The sequence below is a fragment of the Corallococcus sp. CA053C genome, from assembly GCF_003611675.1.
GTDB lineage: Bacteria > Myxococcota > Myxococcia > Myxococcales > Myxococcaceae > Corallococcus.
The window spans coordinates 1-14,631 of the sequence record NZ_RAWA01000241.1 but is presented as its reverse complement, the minus strand read 5'-3'; the positions used below and the strand labels follow the sequence as shown (position 1 = coordinate 14,631).

Sequence of the window (14,631 nt, the reverse complement as noted above, 5' to 3'; positions counted from 1 at the left end):
ACCCGGGAGCGCGTGTGGCGGGGGACGGTCGTGGCCACCCTCTGGGGTGACGGCCCGCCGGTCCCCTGACACCCCATGCACCGACTGCTGCGACACCTCCGGTCGCTCTTCCGGGTGGAGCCGGGCCGTCCGGCCCTGTGGGCGGGGCTGCGGGCCGCCATCGCCACGTCGGTGCCGCTGTGTCTCGCCTTCCTGCTCGGGGTGCCCGGGGCTGGCTGGGCGGGCCTCACGGGCCTGCTCGTCACGCTCGCGGACAAGGGCGGTTCGTACAGCTCGCGCGCGCGCATCATGGGGCTGGTGACGGCGCTGGGGGCGCTGGTCGGCATGCTCGCCGCGCCCGCGGGCCGCACGTATTGGGTGGACGCCAGCCTGCTGCTGTTCGGCGTCACGGCGGCCAGCTTCGCGCGCTGCTACGGCGACACGGCGGGGGCGGTGGGAGGCCAGCTCGCGGTCATCTTCGTGGTGTCGCTGGGCGCGCCCGCCGCCAGCCTGGCGGACGCCCTCGCGCGCGGAGGCGCCCTCTTGATGGGCGGGCTGTGGGCGATGGTGTTGTCGCTGCTCTTGTGGCCGCTGAGGCCCTACCGGCCCGCGCGGCGGGAGGTGGCGCGCGTGTACGCGGTGCTCGCGGGCGCGGCGGAGGAGCTGGGCAATGCGACGCTGAAGGGCGCCACGCCCGAGGCGTGGGCGGACGGACTGCGGCGCCACGCGAGCATCCGCCCGGACATCGAGCGGGCGCGCGGCGTGCTCGCGGCCACGCGGCGCGGGCGTCCGGACGAGTCCCGGCGCGGCGAGCACCTGCTGGTGTTGGTGGAGCTGGCGGAGCCCATGGTGGCGCTGCTCAGCGCGCTGGCGGAGGCGATGCAGGTGGTGGGGAGGGATCCGCACCTGCATGGCACGCGGGAGCGCGTGGCGAGGCTGTGCGAGGCGTACTCCGCGATGGACCGGTGGGTGGCGCGAGCGCTGACCCAGGAGCGCAACGAGGGCATGCGCGGCCCGCCCCGGCTGGCGCTGCGTCCGAAGCGACGGCAGCCCGCGAGGATGCCCGCGCCATCGGTGAGGCGGGGCGCGGAGGGGCCACTGTCCGCGCATGTCTCCACGCTGCTGGACCGCCTGCGCGAGTACGCGGGCGTGACGCACGAGACGGCGTCGGGGTTGCTCTTCGGGGACCCGGTGTCGTCGAAGGGCAAGGGTTCGGTGGGCGGGCAGCAGGCGTCGCCGGGGGGTTCGCCGTGGCAGCCGGTGCGCGACAACCTGCACTTCGATTCGCTGGTGCTGCGGCACGCGCTGCGCGTGGGGATGGTGGCCACGGCGGCGCTGGGGCTGACGCGGGCGTTGCAGGTGGGCGACGCGCACTGGGTGAGCCTGACGGTCATCTCCATCCTCCAGCCCTACGCGGGCAGCACGGAGGAGCGCGTGCTCCAGCGCACGCTGGGGACGCTGGTGGGCGCGAGCCTGGCGGCGCTCATCGCGACCACGGTGCACACCCCGGGGATGATGGTGCTGGTCATCAGCGCGCTGACGGCCATCTCCGTGGCGCTGCTGCCGCTGAACTTCGGTGCGTTCCAGATCCTGCTCACGCCGGACTACCTGCTGATGGCCACGCTCAGCTCCGGGGACTGGACGGTCGCCTCGCAGCGCTCGCTGGGGGTGCTCATCGCGGGGACGCTCGCGCTGCTGGGAGCGTGGACGCTGTGGCCCAGTCCGGAGCGGCGCCGCTTCCCCGACGCCGCGGCCTCCGCCCTGCGCGCGGATGGCAGGTACCTGCAGCAATTGGCCGCGCACCGCAGCGGGACGGAGCCGGAGGTGAACGAGGAGCGGCGCCGGTTGGACCAGGCGCTGCAGGAAGCGGAGGCGTCCTTCCAGCGGCTGATGACGGAGTACCGGGGTCCGCCGCAGCACCTGGAGTCGGGCATGGCGCTGCTCACCTACGCGCGGCGCTTCGCGCTGGCGGTGACGGCGCTGGGCACGGGGAGGCGGTTCGAGCGCACGTCGGTGCTGCCCCAGCAGCTCGCGCAGCGCGCCAGCGACAGCCTGGAGCTGCTCGCCCGCGCGTTGCAGGAGCGACAGGAGCCGCCGCCGCTGCCGCCGTTGGCCCTGCCTCGCACCAGTGATGATCCGGTGCTGGGCGCGCTGCTGGAGCGCGTGCCAAGGCAGCTCGGAATCCTGCACGGCGCGGTGGCGAGGCTCAGCGAGGGCCCGGCGCTGCGGTGACTTCGTGGAATGACCCTGGGTGCAATCCGCACACACGGGCGGGCATTGCGCTCACCTGCCGGATGCAGAAAGCTCCCGCGATGCCCCCCAAGAAGCCGTTTTCCATCCCCATCCCCGTTGCCGACCGTAACCGGCCGCGCTTCGGGGGCCCCAGCCTGAAAGAGAACCCCCAGTGGAATCCGTTCAGCGTCCTGGAGGACGGGGTCGAGGACGCCGAGCCCGCGCCGGTCCGCGCACCCCGGACCCAGAAGACGGCGATCCACTTCGTCTGGTACGGGACGGGCGCGCCGAACGACGCCAATACGAAGTCCCCCAAGTCCATCGCGGCGAGCTTCCCCGGTGCCACGGTGTATTTCTGGTGCCTGACCCAGATGGCCCCCGCCTTCGAGAAGGCGCTGGGCAAGCGGGTGAAGGTGCACACGCTGAATGAAGTCCTGGACCACTCCGCGGTGCGCAAGGAGGTGGGCCCGCTGCTCCTGGACAAGCTGGATCAGCTCCTGAAGTTCTATCTGGCCAACCGCGGCCATGCGCCCGCCAAGGACATCCTGACCTTCCTGACGCTGGCGTTGAACGGCGGCTACTTCTTCGACGCGAACTGCGTCATCGAGGTGCCCGAACAGTTCGAGAAGATGCTGGCCAGTCCCCCCAAGCTCCCGACGTTCCTCAAGCTCGAGGATACGCTCTGCTTCAATCCCAAGCCGCCCGGGTTCATGACGGACGACCTCGCCCTGCAGATGGGAATGGCGGAAGAGGACGATGACGAGGACGACCTCCCCAGCTTCAATGGAACAGACATGTGGGCCATGTACTCGCCCGCCCGGCATCCCATGCTCTGGACCATTGCCTGCCACTACATTGCCAGAGCGGAAGCCTTTGGTTTCTGTGGCGGCCCTCGCCAGGAGGGAAGCCTGCGCTCCCAGATGCACAACTCCTTCGTGGAAGGCATCGCGCAGCAGAAGCGCACCCTGGCGGGCGCCTTGGGCATCCAGAGCATCTTCGCGGGCATGCACAAGCACAAGCAGCGCGATGCCTCGTACAAGCCCGAAGACGTGAACTGGGAGGTGGACGCGGTCAAGGCCGGGCAGATCGAAGGCGGCGGCCCCCACCTGTCCGCCGCTTCCGCGCACGCGGACTACTGGGTGAAGGACCTGGGGCTCACGAAGGGACACGGGGGCAGCTGGACCTAGCAGGTCCGTGGATTCAGGGGCTCGCCGCGGTGGCGCGGCTCGGCGAGGCCCCGGCACAAGCGGTCTGGTAGTCCTTCAGCTTGCGCTGGAAGCGTTCGCGTTCCGGAGTCGGCCATTCCTCTGGCAACAGGCCCACGGCGCGCTCCTGGGCCTTCAGGGCTTCCGTGCACTGGCCCAGGCCGAAGTGCGCGGCGGCGCCGGTCTCCAGCACGTAGGGGTTTCCTCGCTCCCGACGCAGGGGGAACCGCACCGCCATCATGGCCGCCACATACTGGCCTGCTTGCACACGTTGCCAGGCCAGTTCGGTGGCGGGCCACCAGGCACGGGGTGAAAGGGCGTGGGCGCGCGCCACGGCCTGGGGATACAGCGGATCCTCAGGTGCATGTTCCGCCAGTTCCAGGGCGAGGTTGCCCCACGCCGGTGCGCTCTGGGGGTACTGCGAGACTCGCAGTCGCGCCCAGGCCAGCACTTCGGCCGTTGAAAGCCCATCCCACCGAGGGACAGGGCTGAAGCGGACGCTAAAGGTGTAGGGAATGCTCATGGGGTGCCCCGCGAGGGTTGCGGGGCTGAAACGGGAGCGGAACAGCACCGCGAGGTTCTGCTCAGCACCGTCCATGCCTTCCCCTTCGACGATCGTGCAGTCGCGCACCTGCCCCTCCGTATTGATGCGGCAGCGGAAGACCATGAACGCGAACTTCTGTTGCTCGAGCATCTCTTTGGAAAACTGGTATTGCCCACCCGAAATCATCTTCGGATTGCTGAATTCTTCGCGCACAAACCTGCAGGCCTCATGAAATCCCGCATCACAAACGGCCCTGAGATCGCGCAAGGCACGCGTGAGTTCCTCTTCACCCGGTGTGCCCCGCAGGATCTGGACAACCTCAGCGAAGACCGCTGGGGCTTGCTCTGGCTCCACTTCGAGCGTGGATGTATCGAGCGACAAAACCGCGTCGTTCCTCAACGACGCTTCCCACAGCGGGCCTGGCGGCCTGTCCTGCTTCGCCAGAAGCCGCTCCATGGCCAATGACAGATGGCCATGACTCGCAGGCAATGTCGGGATGCCGGCATGACGGCAGCCGGTCGAAACGAAAAGCAGTGAAAGGAAGAGCCAGCTCCAGCGCATGGCGCGGCATCCTATTCCAACCGCCCCCCTACCGTACCGCCCTGTTCAGGGCGCGGCGGGTGCCGCCACGGACGTCGTGGCCGCGACCAGGTTCCCGGCGCCATCCTTCGCCAGTCCATACAGCTTGAACGCCCCTGTCACGGCCGGCAGGCGCACGCGCCACGTGCCCGGAGCGGCTCCCTTCCGGGACTCCAGCGGCGTCACCCGGTCGCGCTCCTCGCGCGTGGCCGCCCCCCGGAAGTTGTACGCGAATGACACGTCCAGCGGTGTGCCCGCTGGCGCCGTGACCTCGAAGACCACGCGCGCCCAGGTGGCCGTGCCTTCCTGCTCCACGCCCTGCACCGCCAGCCGCACCGGCACGGGCAACGCAGGCTCCGGCTTCTGGCCCGTGTAAGCCTCCCGCACCGCGTGCCACGTCGGCCGCTTGGAATCTCCCGACAGCAATCCCAGCCACAGCCCGGTGTGGTCGAACGACGCGCTGTAGTTGAAGACGAACAATCCCAGACACCGGCCCGCCTGGACATGGGGCCCCAGCGCGTTGCGCCAGCCGTCCACGATGACGTCGTACTTCTCCTGGTCCCCCGGCTCCTGCTTCAGGCCCTGAGCGTCCTTCGGGGCCTCCCATTCGCCCTGGGCACCGAACTCGGTGATGAACCACGGCTTGCGGCCTCCCGCCTGCTTCACCGCGTCCGCCAGCGCGTGGATGCCCCGGCCGTAGACGTTCAATCCATACGCATCCAGCGACGGGACGTACTTCTCCCAGAGCGGAACCCCCAGCGTCCACGCATCCACCGACAGCACCGGGTGCCCGGCGTCCGCCTTCTTCACCGCCCGGACGACCTTCTCCAGGAAGCGCGCATACGCGACCTTCGACGCATCGTCCGGAGAGTTGAGGATGACCTCGTTGCCCAATCCCCACGCGAGCACCGCCGGATGGCCCTTGAAGCGCCGCACCTGCGCCAGGGTGGCCTGGAGCTGCGCCTCGCGGCCCTTCGCGTCGCGCGCGTAGTCGAAGGCGTCGTCGTTCTCCATGCCGGCCCGGCCCGGGCGCAACCACAGCCCCACCAGCACCCGCAGGCCATGCTTGTGCGCGGCGTCGAGCAGCGCGGGCGTCTCCTCGCCCGTGCCCCAGGTGCGCAGCGTGTTCACGCCCAGGGCCCGCAACCGCTCGCAGTCCGCGTCGAAGTTCGCGGGACCTCCCGAGCCACTGAAGGTGACGCCCTTCGCCACGTAGGGCTGGCCGTCCACCTCCAGCCTCCAGCCCTCCCCCGCCTTCACGATGGCGGTGCGAGCCTCCGCCGCCCACATCGGGCAGAGGAGCGCGGTCAGGAGCAGGACGCCAACAGCGACGGGGCGGGCAGTAGCCATGGGATCCGGCAGTCTAGCGGCTGGCCGGGCACGGACCTGCCGGGCCCGGCGTTCCGTGCGATTTCGTGCTACCCGGAGGACCGTGGACCCGCTCGTGCCCCTCCTCGAACCGGCCCCCCGGAACGAAGACATCCCCGGTGCCTTCCCGAGCCCCTTCGACGCCCTGGGCCCGCACGCCCTCGCGCGCCGGGCCGCCGAAGCGCTCCAGGCCACGCTGCGCGAAGGCGTCATCGCCCCAGGCCTCCCGAGCCGCGTGCTCGAAGGGCCGGACGGCGGAAAGATGTTCGGCGTGCTGGCGGTGCGGCAGCAGGACGGACGCCTGGGTGTGCTGCGCGCCTTCTCCGCGATGCTCGCGGGCCGCTGGGACGTGCCGGGCTTCGTGCCGCCCGTGTTCGACCGCGAGGCCCGCGCCCGCGTGGAGCCGGTGGCCGAGACCACGGTGAAGGCACTGCGCGACCGCGCCGAGGCGTGGAGTACCTCCGAGGAGTTGAGCCGCCTGCGCGCGGACGACGACGCCCGGAAGGTCCGCGAGGCCACCGAGCGCGAAGCCCTGCGTCAGCGTCACGAGGCCCACCGACAGCAGCGCCACCTCCGCCGCGCGGAACTCCTGGCCACGCCGGACCTCACCGAACGCGCACGCGCGGAGGCACTGCACGCGCTCGACCAGGAGAGTCGGGGTGACAAGGCGGAACTGCGGCGGTGGGACGCGGCACAGGAAGCCGCGCGGCGCGAACTCGCCCCCCGTCGCGCGAAGGCCGAGCGCCGGTTGCGCGCCCTGGACCGCCTGCGACGCATCGTCTCCCGTCGCTTCATGCAGCAGCTTCACGACACCTACGCCATCACCAACGCCCGTGGCGAGACCCGCCCCCTGCGCACGCTCTACGCCAACGCCGAACCTCCCTCCGGCGCGGCTGACTGTGCGGGCGCGAAGCTGCTCGCGTACGCATTCGCGCACGGGCTCCAGCCGGTGGCGCTCGCGGAGTTCTGGTGGGGCACGCCGCCCGCGTCCGGAGGCCGCATCCAGGGCGCCTTCTACCCCGCGTGCCGCGACAAGTGCGGGCCCCTGCTGCCGTTCATGCTGGAGGGACTCACCGTCTCCGCGCCGCGCGTCTTCGTCCCGCCGCCCGCGCCCACGCCGGACCTGTCCATCCTCTTCGAGGACGCGTGGCTGGTGATCATCGACAAGCCATGCGGCCTGCTGTCCGTGCCAGGAAGAGACGCGGCGCTGACGGACTCCGTGCTCACCCGCCTGCGCGCGCGCCACCCGCACGCCACCGGTCCGCTGCTCGTGCACCGGCTGGACCTGGACACCTCCGGGTTGCTCGTCGCGGCGCTGGATGCGCGCACGCACGCCGCCCTGCAACGCCAGTTCCTCCACCGCGACGTGGACAAGCGCTACGTGGCGCTCATCGACGGGCCCGTGCAGGGAGCCGTGGGCACCATCACCCTGCCCCTGCGCGTCGACCTGGATGACCGCCCCCGGCAGATTGTGGACCCCGTGCACGGCAAGCCCGCGGTCACCGACTGGGAGGTGCTCGGCCGCGAAGCCGGACGCACGCGCGTGGCCTTCCATCCGCGCACCGGGCGCACGCACCAGCTCCGAGTCCACGCGGCGCACCCCCTGGGACTGGGCGCGCCCATCGTGGGAGACCCCTTGTACGGGCACGCCGACCGCCGCCTGTTCCTGCACGCGGAAGCACTCTCCTTCGTGCACCCGGCGACGGGGCAGCGCGTGGCCTTCACCCGCGCGGCCCCGTTCTGAGCGCTGGCGTCAGTTGACCAGCAGCACCTTGCCCACGCCGCCCTTCTCCGCGAGCTTCTGGGCATCCTTCGCCTCGGTCATCGGGAACGTCTTGCTGATGGGGATGACCAGGTCCCCCTTCGCCACGCTCTCCCCCAGCTGCGCAAGCCGGCGGCCGTCCGTGTGCGAGAAGAAGGTGCGCACCGTGAGGCCCTTCTCCTTCGCCCCCTTCGGTTCGCCCACCGCGCTGCCGACAATCCCACCGTGCTTCACCCGGTCCAGCACCCTGGTCAGGGCCATGCCCCCCACGGTGTCCGCCACCGCGTCCAGCGTGGGCAGCTTCTCCACGTCGCTCAGATCATCGAGCGCGACCACGCCCTCCACCCCCAGCTTCCGCGCCTCCGCCACCTGACTGCTGCGCACGCCGACCCAGATCTTCACGCCCCGCGCCTTCGCCGCGAAGACGGCGGCGCGGCCCACCGCGCCCAGCGCGCCGGTGATGAGCAGCGTCTGCCCCTGGCCAGGCTGCACCACCTCTTCAATCAATTGCACGCCCGTCAGCGTCACCAGCGGCAGCGCGGCGGCGTCCCGCAGGTCCAGGTTCTCCGGCACCTTCGCCCACGCCTCCGTGGGCGCCACGACCGTCTCCGCGTAGCCGGCGTTCACCAGCCCCATCACCCGGTCGCCGGGCTCGAACGCCTCCACGCCCGTGCCCACCTCGATCACCTCGCCGGACACGTCCCGCCCCAGGATGGTGGGGAACCGCACCGGCATCACCGACTTCAGGTCGCCCCGTCGAATCTTCCAGTCCACCGGGTTGATGCTCGCGGCGGTGACGCGGACCTTCACCTCTCCAGGGCCCACCTTCGGCTCGGGCATGTCCTGCACGGCAAGCGCATCCACATCCCCATAGGCTTTCAGAACGACGGCTTTCATGCAGGCCTCCACAAGGTGAGCGCGGGAAGAGCATCCCCGCGACGGACCAAGGGTAAGCACCGCGAGTGAAGGGTGAACATCGACGGCGGGCGGTCGCCCTGCTTCCTTGCTCCCCACACCCGCGAGCGTCCGTGAAATCATGCCCGCCTCCCGCACATAGGACGCCCCAGATGCCGACCCGACTCCAGAACCGACGCTCGCTAGCCTGGCCCCTCCTCCTGCTCCTCACGCCCGGCGTGGCCTTCGCGAAGCCGCCCCCCGAAGCCGTGCAGCGTTGGTGGTCCCACGTGGAGGTGCTGGGCGCCGATGACCTGGAAGGCCGTGACACGGGCAGCCCCGGCCATCAGAAGGCCGCGGAATATGTCGCCGCGCAGTTCAAGCAGCTGGGCATCGAGCCCGGCGCCGGGGACAGCTACTTCCAGGAGGTGCCCCTGCTCTCCCGCCGCCTGGTGACGGAGCGCAGCCGGCTGGCCCTCGTCCGCGACGGCAAGGAGCAGCCCCTCACGCTGGAGCACGGCATCCTCAGCCCGCTGACGGGCCGCGCCGGCAAGCTGGACGCGGGGCTCGTCTTCGTGGGCTACGGCCTGCGCATCCCCGAGGCGCGGCATGACGACCTCGCCGGCCTGGACGTGAAGGGGAAGCTCGTCGTGGTGCTCCTGGGCGCTTCGCCTCCGGGCATGGCGAACAACCTGGCGTCCCACGCCGGCTCGCTGGCGGAACGGTCGCGGGCCTACACGGAGGCCGGCGCAGTGGGCGTCATCGCGGTGTACCACCCGCGCACGAGCGAGCTGCCCTGGGACCGGATCATCGAATCCCAGCGCATGCCCGCGATGATGCTCGCGGAGCCCGCGCTCCAGGACGTCGCCGGGTCCCTGGTGTTCGTGCTGGCGAGCGCGCCCTTCGTCGAGACGCTGTTCGAAGGCAGTGGCCACACCTTCAAGGAGGTCCTCGCGCTCGCGGATCAGGGCAAGCCCCTGCCCCACGTCACGCTGCCGGGGACGCTGCGCGGCGAGGTGGCCCTGGAGCAGCAGCAGCTCACCTCCGTGAACGTCGTGGGCCGCATCCCCGGCGGTGACGCCGCGCACGCGAGCGAGTCCGTGGTGCTGAGCGCGCACCTGGACCACATCGGCATCGTGACGCCCGTGAACGGGGACCCCATCTGCAACGGCGTGATGGACAACGCCGTCGGCGTCGCGTCGCTGCTGGAGGTGGGCCGCGCGCTGAAGGCCCAGAAGGCCGCGCCCCAGCGGAGCGTCGTCATCGTGGCGACCACCGCGGAGGAGAAGGGCATGCTCGGCTCGCGCTGGTTCGCCGCGCATCCCCCCGAAGGCACCGGGACGATGGTGGCCAACCTCAACGTGGACCTGTTCCTGCCGGTGACGCCCTTCAAGCGCGTGGTGGCCTTCGGCGAGGAGGAGTCCACGCTGGCCGCGCCGCTCCGGGCCGCCGCGAAGCGCGTGGGCGTCCAGGTGATGAAGGACCCTTCCCCGGAGCAGAACTACTTCGTCCGCAGCGACCAGTACAACTTCGTGCTCAAGGGCGTGCCCGCCCTGGCCTTCTCCTTCGGCCACCCCAAGGGCTCCGCGGGAGCGAAGCTGGAGACGCAGTGGGCCCTCGAGCGCTACCACGGGACGACGGATGACCTGGCCCAGCCGATGAACCGCGAGGCCGCGGTGCGGTTCGTGGACTTCGTCACCGACCTCACCCGCCGCGTCGCGGACGCGTCCCAGCGCCCCACCTGGAACGCGAAGAGCTTCTTCCGCCGCTACGCCGGGCCGCCCTCCGCCACGTCCACGCCCTGACGCCGCCCGGGACTCACAGCGCGCGGGGGACCTGCATCCGGCCCCCCGTCACCCGTCCCTCTTCCACGTCGATGATCCAGTACCCCTCCTTCCCGGCGAAGGTGGAGGAGCCCGCGCCAAAGAGGTGCGGACGCTCCACGGTGGCCGGGTGGTGGAAGCGCCGGTGGATGTGGCCATGCAGCACCGCGTGCCGGGGCCCGGGCAGCAGCCGGCAGAGGGCCTCCCCGTCGCGGAGCCCCCAGGGCCCGGTCGCCGCGCGGCCCTGGTGCGTCAGGGGCGCGTGGTGGACGACGACGAGCAGCGCCCGCCCGGAGAGCCTCGGATCCGCCACCACCGCCGCGAGCCCTTCGAGCTGCGCGCGACCGATGAAGCCCCGTGAGACGCCGGGAACGGGCGGCACCCGCGCGGAGCAGAGCCCCACCACCGCGGCCCCGGCGCCCACCTTCCGGACGAAGGGAAAGGGCCCCTCCCGGCAGTGTTCGGGCAGGTCGCTCTCCAGCAGGTGCCCGAAGTAACGCTCGAAGCGTCGGGCCCGGAGGCTTCCGGGGGTGTACACGTCGTGGTTGCCCGGGATGACGGTGCAGCGGCCCGGGTCCTCCACCAGCGAGCCCAGGGCCTCGCGTGCCGCCTGGAACTCGCTGTCCAGCGCACAGGCGGTGAGGTCTCCGGAGAGGATGAAGTGGTCGGCGGCGTGCTCCCGCGCCTCGCGTGCGATGGCGGCGAGCGTCTGGGGCGCGCGACGGTAGGACTCGGCCCGGCCGCCCGCGAGCAGCTCCGGGAGGGCCAACCAGCGGCGCCACCCCAACCGCGAGAGTGAGCGCGCCCGGTAGTCCGCGGTGAGGTGGACGTCGGAGCAATGGACGAAGCGCATGGAGGAGAGCGGACCCGGAGCCCCGCCCCCGACCGTCGGGGCCGGGAGCGGGAGGCGTCAGCGGACGCTTACAGCGACTGGCAGAGCGCGTTGCCCAGCGCGCGGGTGTCCCAGTCCCGGATGCCGCAGCCGTAGCCCGGACCGTCCATGCTGCCCCCACCGGCGAGGCGCGCCACGTCCCACGTCGCGAGCTTCGCGCAGACCTCCGACTGACGGGCGCGCGCCTCCTGCGGAGCGAGCAACGCCGTCCCGGGAGCGCACGGCCGGTCACCGGCCACCGCGACGAAGGAGAGCTGCGCGCAGAGGGTGTTGCCCAGCCCGCGCCCGTCGAAGTCGCGGATGGTGCAGCCGTACGCCGGGCCGTCCATGCTGCCGCCACCGGCGAGCCGCGCCACGTCCCACGGCCCCATGACCGAGCAGAAGGCGGACGGGTTGGCGCGCGCGACCAGCGGGCTCGCGACGGTGAGGCCCGCGGGGCAGACGCCATCCCCGAACGCCTCACTGACCGGACCGACCTGCTTGCAGACGCTGCCGCCCAGCAAGCGCGCATCGTAGGTGCGGACGCCGCAGCCGTAGCCGGGGCCATCCATGGAGCCGCCGTTCGCGAGCCGGACGATGTCCCACGTGCCGAGCTGGCCGCAGATCGTGGAAGCGTTGGACCGGGCCTCCTCGGGCGACGCGAGCGTGTAGCCCGACGGACACGCGGTGTCCCCGAGCACGTTGGTGACCGCACCCGCGAGCGCGGCGCTGGCCTGGGCCGTGTCCTGCCCACCTGCCTCCGGGGACTCCAACGGGGCGCCACATCCCACCCACGACATGGCAAGGCTGACACCCGACACCAGCGAGACGACAAGGTTCTTCCGCATGAAGGACTCCAGGGTTCGAGACTGCGTGGACCTGACTGAAAGACAGACACCGACTTCCGCTCGCCGTACGCGGCGGGCTCGGGTCCCGGCATCAGCAAGCGACGTACCAAACCCAAAATACAGACATACCCACAGTGAATGACCGCAAGGGCCGCCCCGGTCCCGGTCCTTTTCCGCGTCCTGCTGGAACGCGCTTGCGTGACAGGCAGACGCTTCACGCGAAGTGTCATCGCGGACGCGCCGGGGCGGTGCTTCCGCGCATGGTTCGTGAAGGTGCTGGCGCGTCAGGAGGTGGAATCCATGCAGGTGAGGCATGCAGCCATTGGAGCCAGCCATGAAATCTACGACTCAGGGGAGGCCGCCCTGCGGGCCGCGGTGGCCCGCAGGGTCGAGGACCGCCTCGCGCGGCGACGCCAGCAGCGCCAGCCCGCGCGCTACCGACGGTGGAAGGAGGTGGAGACCACGCCGCTCCTGCGGTCCATCGACGGAGGCCTGGACGACACGAAGTTCCTGTACCCCGTGCTGGACAACCTCCCGGTCATCGTCTTTCCCCTGCTCAGCTACGCGCTCACCGGGGTGCAGGTCAGCGTCTACGGTCCGCCCGAGGTCTGTCGGGTGGTGGAGGTGGTGCGGGACGTGCTCCTGGCGCGGGGGCACCTGGAAGACCGCGCGAAGGTCCTGGCCATCGAAGAGGACCGGAGCGACATCTCCCTCTCCCGCTCCTTCCAGCGCTCCACCGAGTGCCTGTCCGCCGGGAGCGATGAGCCCATCGCCTGGTCCGCTGGAGACCTGGTGCTCGCCTATGACCCCCATCCCTGGCTGATGGACCGGCACCTCCCCAGCTACGAGCTCATCTTCAACCTCAACGCCCGCCAGCGCGTCTTCCCGGAGGGCCTGCCGGAGCTCTTCGGACGCAACTACTTCGACCGCATGCGGCTGGAGGGCGAACCGGGCGCCCTCCTCGACATCAAGGAGCCGAACGTCCTGCTCTTCACCGCCGCGGGCCTGCGGGGCCTGACGAAGGTGGATGAGCTACGACAGCCACGCCCGGGTGACACCTATATGAAAGTGCTCCTCCGCGCCGCCGCGAGGACCTTCTGGCACACGAGCCCCGCGGCGACCGTGGCCTTCCTGCGCTATGGCTTCAAGCGGACCCGCGACCGGATTGAAGCCGGGGACGCCCTGCCCCGGCAGCACGCCATGGAGCTGGCCCGGACCTTCTTCGGGGTGTCCACCCTCATCAAGGCGGAGAACACGGACCCGTTCTTCGTGCGGGACGGCGACAGCGTGGAGGACCTGTTTGGCTATTACCAGGCCGTCCTCCAGCCCATCGTCGACGCGGGCGCCACGAAGGAGGCCGGCTACCGCGAGCTGGCCCGCTACCACCCGTACGCGGAGCTGCTCCATCAGCTCTCCCAGGCGCTGCGCCCGCTCCAGGCGGAGCTCCCCCTCTGGCGCCGGTGGCCGGAGCTCATCCAGGACAAGCTCGCCAGCCTCAACCAGCGGCTGACCGCCGAGTTCCGGGGCCTGGGCATCGATGACGCGGCGCGGCCCGTGCCGGAGTATTTCGACGCGAAGGGTGTCTTCCAATCCCGCCCCGCGCCCTCCGACGGCATCTCCCAGACGCGCGACTTCCTGCGCCATACCTACCGCCCCACCTTCGAGCGCAACCAGCTCCAGTACCAGTGGCTCGTGGGCGGACGCTTCCCGCCAGCACGCAGGCGCGTCAGCGGCTGACGCATTTCCGGCGGCCTGACAGGCATTGCCCCAGGACGCCGCGCTGGTACACGGGGTGCAAAGCCTTTCCCCATGTCCTTCCGAAAACAAGTCTTGAGCGACCTCTCCAGCAGCTATGCGAACTTCAACGAACACCACAAGGACATCCGAGCCTTCTTTGAAATCATCGGGGTCCGCTTCGCCATCCGCGAGTATGGCGTCAGCTTGAAGTGCGTGGCGGGCAACAAGCTCTTCTCCAACGCGAGCGGCTACCTGCTGTCGGATGACAGCTCCTACCCGTTCTATCTGTGGCAGCCGTCGTGGCTGGGCCGCTTCTACGTGGACCCGACGCACGTCCCCGCGGGCACCCCGGTGGACAACTGCATGGCCCGGGACGTGCGGTTCATGGCCTTCATCTGGATCTGGCTGGGTTTCAACGACGCCTATGTGAACGACGCCGAGGGGCCGGAGTGTTGGTTTGGCGTGGCCGAGCCCCGGCCGGAGGACCCTTCGGAGACCGTCGCGGTGACCGCGGACAAGGTCTGGAAGTACTTCCGCGTCGAGCGGACGAGTCAGGGGGAGAGCGACGGCTGGCTGAGCGGCGGCTTCCAGAAGAACCCCATTGGCTGTGATTTGAATGGCCGCTGGTCCATGCGGCGCGTCCCCCTGGAGAAGCTGTCGAGCTACTACCAGATTGAAAAGCACGTCGTCCGTCCGCTCGGGGAGAAGTTCCACGAGCTGGCGAGCCCCGCCATGCCGGGAGCGCTCGCCCTCGTGAAGTGACGCCCGCCGCGCCCTACCCCACCTGCC

11 protein-coding genes are annotated in these 14,631 nt (G+C 70.6%); 6 read left to right on the top strand and 5 right to left on the bottom strand.

Features of this window, described 5'->3' with window-relative positions; translation table 11 throughout:
* Positions 1 to 75 precede the first annotated feature (75 nt).
* Positions 76 to 2,211, top strand: a complete 2,136-nt coding sequence (locus D7V97_RS27155; protein WP_120613548.1) for an FUSC family protein — start codon at positions 76 to 78, stop codon at positions 2,209 to 2,211.
* Between the two features lie 80 nt (positions 2,212 to 2,291).
* Positions 2,292 to 3,398 carry a hypothetical protein gene (locus D7V97_RS27150; protein WP_120613547.1) on the top strand — a complete coding sequence of 369 codons (1,107 nt, stop codon included), beginning with the start codon at positions 2,292 to 2,294 and terminating at the stop codon, positions 3,396 to 3,398.
* Positions 3,399 to 3,411: 13 nt separating this feature from the next.
* On the opposite strand, the gene D7V97_RS27145 is transcribed toward D7V97_RS27150, so the two are convergent.
* Entirely contained in the window at positions 3,412 to 4,521 is a 1,110-nt protein-coding gene (locus D7V97_RS27145; RefSeq protein WP_120613546.1) for a hypothetical protein, read from the bottom strand.
* A 45-nt stretch (positions 4,522 to 4,566) separates the two neighbouring features.
* Entirely contained in the window at positions 4,567 to 5,889 is a 1,323-nt protein-coding gene (locus tag D7V97_RS27140) for a glycoside hydrolase family 2 TIM barrel-domain containing protein (protein WP_120613545.1), read from the bottom strand.
* 94 nt (positions 5,890 to 5,983) lie between these two features.
* On the opposite strand from D7V97_RS27140, the gene D7V97_RS27135 reads away from it, so the two are divergent.
* Entirely contained in the window at positions 5,984 to 7,651 is a 1,668-nt protein-coding gene (locus D7V97_RS27135; RefSeq protein WP_233583249.1) for an RluA family pseudouridine synthase, read from the top strand.
* Between the two features lie 9 nt (positions 7,652 to 7,660).
* Here the strand turns inward: D7V97_RS27135 and D7V97_RS27130 are convergent, their stop codons facing one another.
* Positions 7,661 to 8,566 (bottom strand): NADP-dependent oxidoreductase, encoded by a 906-nt coding sequence (locus tag D7V97_RS27130; RefSeq protein ID WP_120613543.1) that lies wholly within the window; start codon positions 8,564 to 8,566, stop codon positions 7,661 to 7,663.
* A gap of 170 nt (positions 8,567 to 8,736) precedes the next feature.
* On the opposite strand from D7V97_RS27130, the gene D7V97_RS27125 reads away from it, so the two are divergent.
* On the top strand, positions 8,737 to 10,368 hold the full coding sequence (locus D7V97_RS27125; protein WP_120613542.1) for a M20/M25/M40 family metallo-hydrolase: 1,632 nt from the start codon (positions 8,737 to 8,739) through the stop codon (positions 10,366 to 10,368).
* Positions 10,369 to 10,381: 13 nt separating this feature from the next.
* Here the strand turns inward: D7V97_RS27125 and D7V97_RS27120 are convergent, their stop codons facing one another.
* Together D7V97_RS27120 and D7V97_RS27115 are read right to left on the bottom strand one after the other, a co-directional pair.
* On the bottom strand, positions 10,382 to 11,239 hold the full coding sequence (locus D7V97_RS27120) for a metallophosphoesterase (RefSeq protein WP_120613541.1): 858 nt from the start codon (positions 11,237 to 11,239) through the stop codon (positions 10,382 to 10,384).
* A 68-nt stretch (positions 11,240 to 11,307) separates the two neighbouring features.
* Positions 11,308 to 12,105 carry a hypothetical protein gene (locus tag D7V97_RS27115; RefSeq protein ID WP_120613540.1) on the bottom strand — a complete coding sequence of 266 codons (798 nt, stop codon included), beginning with the start codon at positions 12,103 to 12,105 and terminating at the stop codon, positions 11,308 to 11,310.
* Between the two features lie 198 nt (positions 12,106 to 12,303).
* Here D7V97_RS27115 and D7V97_RS27110 point away from each other — a divergent pair, with 198 nt between their 5' ends.
* Both D7V97_RS27110 and D7V97_RS27105 read left to right on the top strand, forming a co-directional pair.
* Positions 12,304 to 13,842, top strand: a complete 1,539-nt coding sequence (locus D7V97_RS27110) for a hypothetical protein (protein ID WP_120613539.1) — start codon at positions 12,304 to 12,306, stop codon at positions 13,840 to 13,842.
* Positions 13,843 to 13,935: 93 nt separating this feature from the next.
* A complete protein-coding gene (locus tag D7V97_RS27105; protein WP_120613538.1) occupies positions 13,936 to 14,604 on the top strand; it encodes a hypothetical protein in 669 nt (222 codons plus the stop codon).
* The last annotated feature ends 27 nt before the right edge of the window (positions 14,605 to 14,631 follow it).

Bases quoted from the DNA above. Each gene is read 5' to 3' on its own strand.
- D7V97_RS27155 (WP_120613548.1), top strand. From the start codon at position 76: ATGCACCGACTGCTGCGACACCTCCGGTCGCTCTTCCGGGTGGAGCCG.
- D7V97_RS27150 (WP_120613547.1), top strand. From the start codon at position 2,292: ATGCCCCCCAAGAAGCCGTTTTCCATCCCCATCCCCGTTGCCGACCGT.
- D7V97_RS27145 (WP_120613546.1), bottom strand. From the start codon at position 4,521: ATGCGCTGGAGCTGGCTCTTCCTTTCACTGCTTTTCGTTTCGACCGGC.
- D7V97_RS27140 (WP_120613545.1), bottom strand. From the start codon at position 5,889: ATGGCTACTGCCCGCCCCGTCGCTGTTGGCGTCCTGCTCCTGACCGCG.
- D7V97_RS27130 (WP_120613543.1), bottom strand. From the start codon at position 8,566: ATGAAAGCCGTCGTTCTGAAAGCCTATGGGGATGTGGATGCGCTTGCC.
- D7V97_RS27125 (WP_120613542.1), top strand. From the start codon at position 8,737: ATGCCGACCCGACTCCAGAACCGACGCTCGCTAGCCTGGCCCCTCCTC.
- D7V97_RS27120 (WP_120613541.1), bottom strand. From the start codon at position 11,239: ATGCGCTTCGTCCATTGCTCCGACGTCCACCTCACCGCGGACTACCGG.
- D7V97_RS27115 (WP_120613540.1), bottom strand. From the start codon at position 12,105: ATGCGGAAGAACCTTGTCGTCTCGCTGGTGTCGGGTGTCAGCCTTGCC.